This window comes from Saccharothrix ecbatanensis, from assembly GCF_014205015.1.
GTDB lineage: Bacteria > Actinomycetota > Actinomycetes > Mycobacteriales > Pseudonocardiaceae > Actinosynnema > Actinosynnema ecbatanense.
Window position 1 is genome coordinate 5,151,405 of sequence record NZ_JACHMO010000001.1, and the last position, 12,174, is coordinate 5,163,578.

A 12,174-nucleotide genomic window follows, 5' to 3' on the forward strand; every position below is an offset into this window, starting at 1 on the left:
GGGATCACGCCGACCGGGATCACGAGATGGGCGCGGTCACCCGGATGTCGGCGTTCCAGTCCGTGAAGCGGTGGAGGCTGCGTTGGAAGACGTTGTCCTCCAACGTCTTCAGCACCTGCTCGACCCGCACCGGCAGGTCTCCCGGACCGACCCACACCGTGGCGGACGCGGTGAAACCGGACTCGTAGGCGGCCAGCAGGTGGGAGCGGCGCGTGATGTCCGACGTCCGCTCCGCCTGCTGCCGCAGGTCGACCAGCATGGTGTAGCGGCGCGTCGGCACGCCGTCCAGCTCTTCGTCGCCCTTGGTCACGACCAGGCTCCCGGCGAGCGACTTCACCACCGACGACGGGTCCACCTCGTCGGGCAGGCCGGCCACGGTGGTGTCCGCCCGCACGGGCGCGCGGTCCGCCATCCCGAGCTTGGCCCACGAGCCGCCCGACGTCCGGGAGTAGGCGGCGTCCGCCATCACCACGACCTCGGTCGACGAGTCCTGCCGCAACGACATCAGCCGGCCCTCACGGGCGCGCAGCAGGTCGCCGGCGAGCGTCACGTGGAGACCGGACATGGTGGTCTCGGCGTCGAACCGGACCGAGCCCTGCTCGGCGGCGCGGGCCGCCACGATCTTGATCAACGACGCGCTGTCGTCCACGACCGGACCGAGGGTCGGTGTGGGCAGCCCTGTCCGCTCCGCGCAACCCGCCAGACCTACCAAGGCCAGCACCAACGCGACGACGGACTTGCGCATGACACCCCCACTTACGGTGAACACCCACCATCCTCCCGCACCTGCGGCGGATAAGGGGTGCTAAAGCCGAAAGTACCTCCGCTACCGTCAGAGCCATGCCTCACGTGCTCTCCGTCAACGTCGGCTCCCGCGTCGAGTTCGACTACGCCGTCATCGGCCACACCGGCATCGGCAAGCGCCCGGTGGACGGCCCCGTGGACATCAAGGCCCCTGGTCCGCGCGGCACGGGCGGCAGCGGCGTCGCGGGCGACCACATCTCCGACTCGCGCAACCACGGTGGCGAGGACCAGGCCGTCTACGCCTACTCGCGGGAGGACTTGGACGGGTGGTCGGCGGAGCTGGGCCGCGACCTCCGGCCGGGGCTGTTCGGGGAGAACCTGACCACGGTGGGCGTCGACGTGTCCGGCGCGCTGGTCGGCGAGCGGTGGCGGATCGGCTCGGTACTGCTCGAGGCGACCAGGCCGCGCATCCCGTGCCTGACGTTCACCGGCGTGATGCAGGAGAAGGGCTGGGTGAAGAGGTTCACCGCGCGGGGCCTGCCGGGCACGTACTTCCGGGTCGTGGAGCCCGGGACGATCACGGCGGGTGACGAGATCACCATCGAGCACCGGCCGGACCACGACGTCAGCATCGCCGTGACGTTCCGCGCCCTGACGTTGGAGGCGGACCTGCTGCCGCGCTTGATGACGGCGCGTGACTACCTGCCCGAGGACCTGCTGCGCCGGGCCGAGCGGCGGATGTTCGACCCGGCGTAGGCGCGCACCGGCTCAGCCGACCGGGCCGGTCGCTGTTCCCCGTTGTGCGGCACGCCTCGATCAGCGTCCATTTGGTGGACATCGTGAAGACATTTCGTGTTTCTAGGGTGGGAGGCGACCTGGGCGCAGGACCACGAGGAGCCTTCACCGATGAAGCGTCTGACAATCGCAGTGGCCGCACTCCTGATGACGGCCCTGCCCGGAACCGCACACGCCGCGACGGCGACCGGCGGTACCGCGGTGGGTGTCCACAACGCTTACACGCAGCAGACCGCCCCGTTCCTGGTCGACGTGCTGGACAAGAAGCCCGGTCTCGTCGAGTTGGACGTGTGGACCAACTTCCTGTTCAGCCGTGACTTCCAGGTGGGCCACGACCCGGGCAACGCCAACAACTGCGCCCGCGCCACCGCGTACGACCAGCTGCGGACCGGCGCCCGCAACCAGAACCTCGCCACGTGCCTGCGCAACATCCGGCTGTGGCACGACCGCAACCCCGCCCACCCGCTGATGGTGCTGAAGGTCGAGTTCAAGAACGGTTTCGACGACCGCGGCGGGTTCGGCCCGGACGAGTTCGACCGGATCGTGGCGGACACGCTCGGCGCGTCGTCGGTGTTCGGCCCGGCGCAGCTCATCGGCTCGCACGCGACCTTGGACGCCGCCGCCCGCGCGGGCGCGTGGCCGCACCGTTCGGCGTTGACCGGCAAGTTCGTGATCCTGGTCGAGGTCGGCACGTTCGAACAGGGCAACCCGTTCGACAACTACGACACCGACCTGGAGTACGCGGACCGGCTGATCTCGGCCCGCAACGGCGGCGTGCTCGGTTCGGCGCTGGCGTTCCCGGCGATCAACGGCGCGTCCCAGTCCGACCCGCGTGTGGGTGACCGCGGTGGCGCCCGTGCGCCGTGGTTCGTGGCGTTCGACGGTGGCGCGTCGTCGTACGCGGGGTGGCCGGGCGACTCGTACCTGGGCGGCCACTACCTGGTGGTGATGACGGACGCGCACGCCGTGTCACCGGCGATCGACTCCCGCAACCCGTCCGTGTCGGACGCGCAGGCGCGGGTGCGGCAACTGGCCGGCAAGGGCGCGACGATCGTGTCCAGCGACTGGGTCGACCCCGCGATCGTGGGCTACACGGTCGGCTGACGCGGCTTGCGTTTCGGCCGGCACCGGGGTGGGGTCCGACTGCTCGGACCCCACCCTTGGCTTCTACTGCTTGGCCACGAAGGTGAGCACGTCGTACTTGGCCACCGACTCGCCCTTCTGGTTGACCAGGTCGGCGTCCCACCGGACCTCGCCGTAGTCCTTGTCCTCCCGCGGCGTGATCTGCTTCGCGGTCAACGTCACGGTCAGCTCGTCACCCGGGAACGTGGGCGTGAGGAACCTCAGGTTCTCCAGCCCGACGTTCGCCAGCACCGGCCCCGGGTCGGGCGAGACGAACAGGCCCGCCGCGAACGACACGACCAGGTACCCGTGCGCGACCCGGCCGCCGAAGAACGGGTTCGCCGCCGCGGCCTCCTCGTCCATGTGCGCGTAGAACGTGTCGCCGGTGAACTCGGCGAAGTGCTCGATGTCCGCCATCGTCACGACGCGCGGCCCGGCGACGACCGTGTCACCGATCTTCAGCTCCCGCAACGACTTCCGGAACGGGTGCACGTCCGACTCGGTGCGCGGCGCGCCCGTGACCCACCGCCCCGTGACCGCGCTCAGCACCCGTGGGCTCGCCTGGACGGCCGTGCGCTGCATGTGGTGCAGCACGCCGCGGATGCCGCCCATCTCCTCGCCGCCGCCCGCCCGACCCGGTCCGCCGTGGATCAGCGCGGGGAGCGGCGAGCCGTGGCCCGTGGACTCCTTGGCGTCGTCCCGGTCCAGCACCAGGACGCGGCCGTGCCACGGCGACACCCCGATCACGACCTCGCGCGCGAAGTCCGCGTCGTGCGTGACGACCGAGCCGACCAGGCTGCCCGCACCCCGGGCGGCCAACTCCACCGCGTGCTCGACGTCCTGGTAGGCCATCAGCGTGGACACCGGTCCGAACGCCTCCACCTGGTGCGGCTGGGCGTGGTCCGGGTCGGCCTTGAGCAGCACGGGCGACAGGAACGCGCCGCGCTCGGCGTCGGCGTCCACCACTTCCACCCGGTCGGGTGAGCCGTAGACGACCTCGCCGACTTCCAGCAGTGCCTTCAGCGACCGCCGGACCTCCTCGCGCTGCTCCAGCCCGGCCAGCGCGCCCATCCGCACGGTGTCGTTGGCGGGGTTGCCGATGACGACCTTCGCCAGACGCGCGCTCGCCGCGTCCGCGACGGCGTCCATGAGGGAGGCGGGGACCAGGGCGCGCCGGATCGCGGTGCACTTCTGGCCTGCCTTGACCGTCATCTCGCTGACGAGCTGCTTGACGAACAGGTCGAACTCGGGCGTGCCCTCGACCGCGTCCGGGCCGAGGATCGAGCAGTTCAGCGAGTCCGCTTCGGCGTTGAAGCGCACGCTGTTGCGCACCACGGCCGGGTGCGTGCGCAGGACCTGGGCGGTGGACGCGGAGCCGGTGAAGCCGACCAGGTCCTGGGCGGTCAGGTGGTCCAGCAGGTCGCCCGCGCTGCCGGTGACCAGTTGCAGCGAGCCTGCCGGCAGCAGGTCGGCGGCGAGCATCAGCTCGACCAGCTTCTCGGTGACGTAGGCGGTCTGGGAGGCGGGCTTGATCAGCGACGGCACGCCCGCGATGAACGCGGGGGCGAACTTCTCCAGCGGGCCCCACATGGGGAAGTTGAAGGCGTTGATCTGCACCGCGACGCCCCGCAGCGGGGTGGCGATGTGCTGGCCGACGAACGTGCCGCCACGGCTCAGCGGCTCCACCGCGCCGTCCACGTAGACGGTGTCGTTGGGCAGTTCGCGCTTGGCCTTGCTGGCGTAGCCGAACAGGACGCCGATGCCGCCGTCCACGTCGATCAGCGAGTCGGTCTTGGTCGCGCCCGATCGGGCGGACAGGGCGTACAGCTCTTCGCGGTGTTCCCGCAGGTGTGACGCCAGGGCCTTGAGCAGGGCCGCGCGCTGGTGGAACGTGAGCTCCCGCAGCGCCGGTCCGCCGACGCGCCGGCCGTGGTCCAGGGCCGCCGCCATGTCGATCCCCTGCGACGAGATCCGGGCGAACTCCTCGCCGGTCACGGCGTCGTGGAGGGGTGTGCCCTCGGCGGACGAGGCGTGCCAGCGACCGGACACGTAGCTGCGCAGCATGGCCATCGGGTGTCGACCTCCTTGTCGGGCCGGTGGGTGTCCCGGCATGTGGACAGTAAAGCGCCCCTACTTTCATCGTGACTTGATTAAAGGCTATGGAGTAAGTTCCAGCCTGGTCGTCGCCAGAGTGAAGGGAGTGTCGATGAAGACACGAGTGATGGTGGGCGCGGTAATACTCGCCTTCAGCGGGCTGGCCGTGCCCGCCGCGCAAGCCGCCCCGGCAACGAGCGCCGCCGCCGATGTGGGCACGATGGCGGTCACCTTCGCCGAAGAGTTCAACGGCCCGGCTGGTTCGCGGGTCGACGGCTCCAAGTGGAACACGGAGGTCGGCGACAACAACGGGGCCAACCGCGAGCACCAGTACTACACGACGTCCGCGAGCAACGCCGCGATGGACGGCGCGGGCAACCTGGTGATCACCGCCCGCCGGGAGAACCCAGGCAACTACAACTGCTGGTACGGCCGCTGCCAGTACACGTCCGCCCGGATCAACACCGCGGGCAAGTTCACCACGACCTACGGCAAGGTCGAAGCGCGGATGAAGATGCCGCGCGGCAAGGGGATCTGGCCCGCGTTCTGGATGCTGGGGCAGGACATCAACTCCGGCAACCCGTGGCCGGGCAGCGGCGAGATCGACATCATGGAGTTCCTGGGCCACGACCAGGACACGGTGTACGGCACCATCCACGGTCCCGGGTACTCGGGCGCCGGTGGCATCGGCGCGGCGTACAACGGGCCGAACTTCGCCGACGGCTTCCACACGTTCGCGATCGAGTGGTCGCCGACCGGCATCTCGTGGTCCGTGGACGGCAACGTCTACCAGCGCCGCACGCCCGCCGACGTCGGCGGCAACCAGTGGGTGTTCAACAAGCCGTTCTTCGTCATCCTGAACCTGGCGGTCGGCGGCGAGTGGCCGGGATACCCGGACGCGAGCACCGTGTTCCCGCAGCAGTTCGTGATCGACTACGTGCGCGTGTCGACGCTCGACGGCAACCCGCCCGCCGGTGGCGGCCGGATCACCGGTATCGGTGGCAAGTGCGTCGACGTAGCCGGTGCGAACTCCGCCAACGGCACCCCCGTCCAGTTGTGGGACTGCAACGGCACGGCGGCCCAGCAGTGGTCGCGTCCCGGTGACGGCACCATCCGGGCGTTGGGCAAGTGCCTCGACGCGGCGGCGGGCGGCACGGCGGACGGCACGCTGATCCAGTTGTGGGACTGCAACGGGACCGGTGCGCAGAAGTTCGCGGTGAGCGGCGCGAACGACATCGTCAACATCCAGGCGAACAAGTGCCTGGACGCGCAGAACAACAGTTCCGCCAACGGAACCCGGTTGCAGCTGTGGACCTGCGGCGGCACCGCGAACCAGAAGTGGAACGTCGCGTAACCGAGCGCGGCATGATCGGGACATGCACACCCTGATCAGAACGCACGCGGCCAAGGCCGACCACGATCGCCGACTCTCCCCGGCGGTCGTGGCGGCGCTGGTCGAGGCGGGCGCGACGCGGATGCTCGCGCCCGCCTCCCTCGGCGGCGGCGAGGTGGACCTCCCGTCGTGGGCGGTGGCGATCGAGGACCTGGCCCGCGCCGATGGTTCGGCCGGGTGGACCGCGATGACGACCAGCGCGACGTCGTCACTGGCCTGGTACCTGCCACCGGACACGGCCGCCGAGGTGTTCGGCTCGCCGACGTCGGTGGTGGCCGGAACGGCAGCGCCGGTGGGTCGGGCGGTGGCGGCGGACGGCGGGCACCACGTCACCGGCCGTTGGGGCTGGGGCAGCGCGGTGCCGTTGTGCGACTGGGTGGTCGGCGGCGCGATGACCCCGGACGGTCCGCGTCTGATGCTCTTCCCGTCGTCCGACGTGACGGTTCATGACACGTGGCACGCCGCAGGGCTGCGTGCGACGGAGTCCCACGAGTGGGAGGTCTCGGGCGCGTTCGTGCCGGCACGCCGTCAGGTGTGGCCACCGGCCGTGCGGGTGCCCGGTCCGCTGCCGACGTTCCCGTTCTTCGCGTTCCTGGCGGTGGGCGTGGCGGCGGTGGGGTTGGGGATCGCCGCACGGGCGATCGAGGAGGTCGAGGCACTGGCCGTGACCAAGACGCCTCAGCACGCCCAAGGCCTGTTGGCGGAGCAGACGGATGCGCAACGCGACCTGGGTGTGGCCGAGGCGCGTCTGTCGGCGGCACGGGCGTTCCTGCACGCCGAGGTGGCGGCCAGGTGGGCTGCGGCGGTGGCTGGACAGGCCGGCACGACCCAGGAACGCGCGCGCCTGCGCCTGGCGTGCTCGCACGCCGCGACGGAGTCGGCGTCGATCACCCGTCAGGCCTTCGACACCGGCGGGGGCACGTCGGTGTTCGAGAACTCACCGTTGCAGCGCTGCCTGCGCGACGCCCACGTGGCCGCCCAACACGCAATGGTGTCCCGCCGCCTGTTCGAGACCTACGGCAAGGTCAAACTCGGCGTCCCCACCGACACCACCCGCCTCTGACCCGCGCTGTTGCTGATTTCCCACCGACCCTCACCCTCCTAACTTCCCATCGGCCCACCTGCTCACTTCCCACCGGCCCTCACCGGAATGCAAGACCGCCCGAAGCCGTTGACCTTGTGGTGAGGCTTTCCGTGCTCGACCGGTCGAGAGTGCGCGCCGGCCACAGCCACCCCGAGGCACTGCGCGACACGGTGACGTTCGCCCGCGAGGCGGAACAACTCGGCTACCACCGCTTCTGGGTGTCCGAGCACCACGGCGTGCCAGGCGTGGCCGGGTCCGCGCCGACCGTGCTGGCCGCCGCCGTCGCCGCCGCGACGAGCCGGATCCGGGTAGGCACCGGCGGCGTGATGCTGCCCAACCATCAGCCGTTGGTCGTGGCCGAGCAGTTCGGCGTGCTGGAGTCCCTGTTCCCGGGCCGGATCGACATGGGCCTAGGGCGTTCGGTCGGCTTCATCGAGGCGGTCCGCAAGGCATTGGGGCACGACAAGGACGATGCTGCCGAGTTCGGCCCGAGGCTTGCCGAACTGCTGGGCTACTTCACCGGCGACCAGCCCGTGCGGGGTTATCCGGCCGACGGCCTCCGCGTGACCCCGTTCGTCCTGGCCACCGGCGCCGGAGCCCAAGTGGCCGCAGCCCACGGCGTGCCGCTCGTCATCGGCGCGTTCCGGGGTGAGGAAGCGATGATCGACGCCATCACCACCTACCGTGCCCAGTTCCGCCCTTCGACGTGGGCGGCGGACCCGTACGTGGTGATTTCCTCGACGGTTGCCGTGGCGGACACGACCGAGGACGCCTGGCGCATCCTGGTGCCCGAGGCGTGGGCGATGGCCTATTCAAGGACAAGAGGCGAATTCCCACCTCTCAGCGCGGCAGAGGACATTCTGGCTGAGCCCATGACGACCCGTGAGCGGGCACTGTTCGAGCAGTCCTTGCAGGGACACGTCTTCGGAACACCATCGGAAGTAGAAAAGGCCCTGGACGCCCTAACCGAGCGCACCGGCGCCGACGAGGTCCTGGTCACGACAAGCACCCACGACCGAGCAGCAATGCTCAACTCCTACCGCCAACTAGCCGCCCTCTACCACTGACACCACTGGTACCGGTTCAACTCCCGCCCTTGGCCTCTGCGTTCCCGACTCGGCTGCGTCCCCAGCTTCCGCGGGTGCAGCCGGTTGGTGCCCAACGGTGTCGTGCCGAGTCGGCCCGAGCCAGAGTCGGCCCGAGCCAGAGCCGGGCCGTGTCGGGCCGTGTCGGACCGGGCCGTGTCGGACCGGGCCGTGTCGGACCGGGCCGTGTCGGACCGGGCCGTGTCGGACCGGGCCGTGTCGGACCGGGCCGTGTCGGACCGGGCCGTGTCGGACCGGGCTGGGCTTAGCCGGGCTGGGGGTGGGTCACCTGAGCGTGTGCGGCCAACTCGAAGTCGATGAACGCCCCGATCATCGCCCGCCACACCGCCTCGGCGACGGCGGGCTCGAGCCCTGCGCCCAGCGCCCGCTCCCGAACCGAGGCGATCACCTGCTCGACCCGATCCGGTGCGCGAACCGCCCGGTCGTCAGCCTTGAACGACGCGGCGGCCCGGACCAACCCCTGCCGTTGCGCCAGAAGTCGGACCAGTTCCGAGTCGATCACGTCGATACCCGCGCGCACCTCGGCCAACGACGCCGGCGCAGTCGGTGCCGCTAGTGCCGCTGGTGCTGCCGTCAGGGCCGTGGCCTGTGCGGATGATGCGGATTCAGACACGTCCTCATCATCCACGACCACCACCGGGCGCTCTCCGATGGCAGGCAAGGTCAGTGGTCTCGTTGCTGTTCGGCCAGGAAGCGCTCGAACTCGGCACCCAGCTCATCCGCACTGGGCAGCGACTCGTCGTCCGACAGCAGCAGATTCTCCGAAGCCTCGGAGAACGCGTCGTACTGCCGCTCCAGTGCCTCGACCACCTGCGCGACCTCCGACGACTCCGCCACCTGCCGCGAGATCTCGGCATCCGTACGCTGGGCCGCCTCGGTCAAGGCGGCGGCTTGGATGACGAGACCCGTCGCCTTCGTCACCGACTGGAGCAGCCCCAACCCGGCCGCCGGGTAGGTGCCCTGCGCCAGGTAGTGCGGGACGTACGCGGCGAAGCCCATTGCGTCGTGGCCGGCCTGGCCGAGCCGGAACTCCAAGAGCGCGGACAGGTTGCCCGGCACCTGCACCCGGCTGAACGGCGAACCCTCGATGATCAGCTCGGGCCTGGTGGCGTGCGAGATGACCGACAGCTTCCGGGTGTGCGGCACGCCCATCGGGATGCCGTGGAAACCGACGGCGAGCCGCAGGCCCCACCGCTCGACCAGCGACAACACGGCCGCGGTCACCGCCTCCCACCGGCGATCCGGCTCCGGGCCGGTCATCAGCAGGAACGGGGTGCCCACAGCGTCGTGCAGCAGGTGGACGACCAGCTCGGGCGCGTCGTAGGACTCCCACCGGTCGGTGGCGTAGGTCATCGTCGGCCGACGGGACCGGTAGTCGATCAGGTCGTCGATGTCGAACCGTGCGACCACCCGATGCTCGTGCACATCGAGCAGGTGGGCGACGAGCGTCGCTCCCGCCGCACCGGCGTCCATGAAGCCCTCGAAGTGGTGCAACAGCACCGCTCCGCTCAGGTCCGGGACGTCGGAGTCGACCTCGTACAGATCCTCCGGGTCCAGCGCCACCTCATGCCTCCCCAAGTGCTCACATGCCAGTCCTCCTTTCCGTCAACATCGACCGACCACTGATCCATTCCCCGATCCCGTCGAGCATCCGGGCCAGGCCGAATTCGAAGAGCGTGTCCAGCTCCATGTCCACCTCGGTGCCGATCACCTGGCTGAACATCGGGAACCTGCCGGTGGCGGCGATGTCCAGCAGGGCCGGCGCCTGCTGGGTCATCCACTCGTCACCGGTGATCCCGGTGTCGTGCCGTTGTCCCGCTTCGGGCTCGATGTTGACCGCGACACCTCGCACAAAGCCGAACACCGTCACCACGGCGTGCATCATTTCCTCCAGGCTCAGCCCCCTCCCGTCGAGAGCGCTCAACATCCACTCGGTGTGCGTAATCGCGCTGGGCAGCAGCTGCGGCCTGGTCATCGACATCGCCGGCGCCAGCCACGAGTGCTCCTGGAACAGCCTCCACTGCAACCGGGCGGAAACCTCCAGTCGCTCCCGCCAGGTCCGCGGCGCCGGGTCCGGCAACTCCTCCTCTCCCAACACGTGGTCGATCATCCGCAGGACCAGTTCGTCCTTGTTCTCGACGTGCCGGTACAACGACATGGTCGCCACGCCCAGCTGTGACGCCACCCGCCGCATCGACATCCCGTCGAGCCCGTCCGCGTCCGCGACACGGACGGCCGCGAGGACCAGCCGCTCGCCGGTCAGGTCGGTCTCCTGCGCCCGCGGTCGCGCAGTTTCCCCACCTTCCGACGAGACGACCGTCCCCACGCCGGCCACCGGACGAACAACGCCCTCTGTCCGCAGGGTGAACAGGGCCTTGGTCGCCGTGGCCATCGCGACGTTCCAGTTGACGGTGATCTCGCGCGTCGAGGGCACTCGATCACCGGGTCGGAGCTCGCCCGACTCGATCCGATCACGGATTTCGCGCGCTATCCGCTGGTAGATCGCGTCAGTCATGACCGCCTCCTCGAATGTAGTGCACCGGAGTCTAGCGCACTAGTGCACTATCGAGTGATTGAGCAGGTAGAACAGTGATGTACGCTGTACGCATGAACACCGTACTGATCTCCGGCGCCAGCATCGCCGGCCCCGCCCTCGCCTATTGGCTGCACCACCACGGCCTCACCCCCACCGTCGTCGAGCGGGCGCCCGCGCCCCGGCCCGGCGGCCAGGCGGTCGACCTGCGCGGCACGGCCCGCGAGGTCGCCGAGCGGATGGGCATACTCGACGAGGTCCGCGCCGCGCACACAGACGCGAGAGGCATGGCGTTCGTGGACTCGGCGGGAAAGCGCACGGCGACCATGGCGCCGGACACGACGGGCGACTCCGGCGGCGCGATCGCGGAGCTGGAGATCCTGCGGGGCGATCTGGTCCGCATCCTCCACGAGGCGACCGCGACCGGGGTCGAGTACGTCTTCGACGACAGCATCACCTCGCTCACCGAGACCGCACACGGCGTGGAGGTGGTCTTCGAGCGCGGCGAGCCACGCACCTTCGACCTCGTGATCGGCGCCGACGGGCTGCACTCCAGGGTGCGATCGCTGGCGTTCGGCCCGGAGTCGGAGTTCGCGCACGACCTCGGCGCCTACATCTCGATCTTCGGCACCACCCAGCGGGAAGACCTGGACGGGTGGCAGCTGCTGCACACCGTGCCCGGTCGCACCGCGGGCATCTACCCCACGCCCGGCGGCGAGGCCAAGGGCATGTTCGTGTTCGCCTCACCCCCGGTGGAGCACGACCGGCGGGATACCGACCGGCAGCGCGAGCTGGTCGCCGAGGCGTTCGCGGATGGCGGTTGGGACGTGCCCCGGCTGCTCGGCGACATGCGGGACGCACCCGACTTCTACTTCGACCGGCTCTGCCAGATCCGGATGGACAGCTGGTCGCGCGGGCGGATCGCGCTGCTGGGTGACGCGGCCTTCTGCGCGTCGCCGATGGCGGGCAACGGCACAAGCATGGCGTTGGTGGGCGCGTACGTCCTCGCGGGCGAGCTGGCCACCGCGCCGGACCACCGGACGGCGTTCAGACGCTACGAGGAGGAGATGCGGGAGTACGTGGCGCGGTGCCAGAAGTTCGCGCTGGGCGGGGTCGACAGCCTGATGCCGAAGTCGCGGATGTTCATCCGCATGCGTGACTTCACGCTGCGCGTCGTACCGCACATCCCCGGTGGGATGAGATTGTTCGGGGGTCTCCAGAAGATCGCGAACACCGTGTCGCTGAAGGAATACCGGCCCCGGAGCTTGACCTCCAGCTGACTCCAGGTCTTACGTTCCGGGCA

At 69.9% G+C, this 12,174-nt stretch carries 11 protein-coding genes; 6 read left to right on the forward strand and 5 right to left on the reverse strand.

Annotated elements, in window-relative coordinates; genetic code table 11:
* Positions 1-19: 19 nt before the first annotated feature.
* Positions 20-745 carry an SCO4651 family lipoprotein gene (locus F4560_RS21410; protein WP_184922540.1) on the reverse strand — a complete coding sequence of 242 codons (726 nt, stop codon included), beginning with the start codon at positions 743-745 and terminating at the stop codon, positions 20-22.
* Positions 746-840: 95 nt separating this feature from the next.
* On the opposite strand from F4560_RS21410, the gene F4560_RS21415 reads away from it, so the two are divergent.
* Both F4560_RS21415 and F4560_RS21420 read left to right on the forward strand, forming a co-directional pair.
* Positions 841-1,500, forward strand: a complete 660-nt coding sequence (locus tag F4560_RS21415; RefSeq protein WP_184922542.1) for an MOSC domain-containing protein — start codon at positions 841-843, stop codon at positions 1,498-1,500.
* 150 nt (positions 1,501-1,650) lie between these two features.
* The gene (locus F4560_RS21420; RefSeq protein ID WP_184922544.1) at positions 1,651-2,643 is read left to right on the forward strand and encodes a Ca2+-dependent phosphoinositide-specific phospholipase C; all 993 of its coding nucleotides are present in this window, start codon (positions 1,651-1,653) and stop codon (positions 2,641-2,643) included.
* A 63-nt stretch (positions 2,644-2,706) separates the two neighbouring features.
* Here F4560_RS21420 and paaZ read toward each other — a convergent pair whose 3' ends face one another.
* Positions 2,707-4,731 (reverse strand): phenylacetic acid degradation bifunctional protein PaaZ, encoded by a 2,025-nt coding sequence (gene paaZ, locus F4560_RS21425; protein ID WP_184922546.1) that lies wholly within the window; start codon positions 4,729-4,731, stop codon positions 2,707-2,709.
* Between the two features lie 136 nt (positions 4,732-4,867).
* Between paaZ and F4560_RS21430 the strand changes: the two genes are divergently transcribed.
* The 3 genes from F4560_RS21430 (at position 4,868) to F4560_RS21440 (ending at position 8,299) form a co-directional block, all read left to right on the forward strand.
* Entirely contained in the window at positions 4,868-6,109 is a 1,242-nt protein-coding gene (locus F4560_RS21430; protein ID WP_184922548.1) for a glycoside hydrolase family 16 protein, read from the forward strand.
* A gap of 22 nt (positions 6,110-6,131) precedes the next feature.
* Positions 6,132-7,211, forward strand: coding sequence for an acyl-CoA dehydrogenase family protein (locus F4560_RS21435; RefSeq protein WP_184922550.1), 1,080 nt, complete (start codon positions 6,132-6,134; stop codon positions 7,209-7,211).
* Positions 7,212-7,330: 119 nt separating this feature from the next.
* Entirely contained in the window at positions 7,331-8,299 is a 969-nt protein-coding gene (locus tag F4560_RS21440) for an LLM class flavin-dependent oxidoreductase (protein WP_312869403.1), read from the forward strand.
* 283 nt (positions 8,300-8,582) lie between these two features.
* Here F4560_RS21440 and F4560_RS21445 read toward each other — a convergent pair whose 3' ends face one another.
* Genes F4560_RS21445 through F4560_RS21455 form a run of 3 tightly spaced genes read right to left on the reverse strand, consistent with a single transcriptional unit; the run spans position 8,583 to position 10,853 of the window.
* Positions 8,583-8,951 carry a chorismate mutase gene (locus tag F4560_RS21445; RefSeq protein ID WP_312869404.1) on the reverse strand — a complete coding sequence of 123 codons (369 nt, stop codon included), beginning with the start codon at positions 8,949-8,951 and terminating at the stop codon, positions 8,583-8,585.
* A gap of 50 nt (positions 8,952-9,001) precedes the next feature.
* Positions 9,002-9,901 carry a proteasome assembly chaperone family protein gene (locus tag F4560_RS21450; protein ID WP_184922554.1) on the reverse strand — a complete coding sequence of 300 codons (900 nt, stop codon included), beginning with the start codon at positions 9,899-9,901 and terminating at the stop codon, positions 9,002-9,004.
* Positions 9,902-9,920: 19 nt separating this feature from the next.
* Complete coding sequence (locus F4560_RS21455) at positions 9,921-10,853, reverse strand: TetR/AcrR family transcriptional regulator C-terminal domain-containing protein (RefSeq protein WP_184922556.1); 933 nt, start codon at positions 10,851-10,853, stop codon at positions 9,921-9,923.
* Between the two features lie 92 nt (positions 10,854-10,945).
* Between F4560_RS21455 and F4560_RS21460 the strand changes: the two genes are divergently transcribed.
* Positions 10,946-12,151, forward strand: a complete 1,206-nt coding sequence (locus F4560_RS21460) for an FAD-dependent monooxygenase (RefSeq protein WP_184922558.1) — start codon at positions 10,946-10,948, stop codon at positions 12,149-12,151.
* The last annotated feature ends 23 nt before the right edge of the window (positions 12,152-12,174 follow it).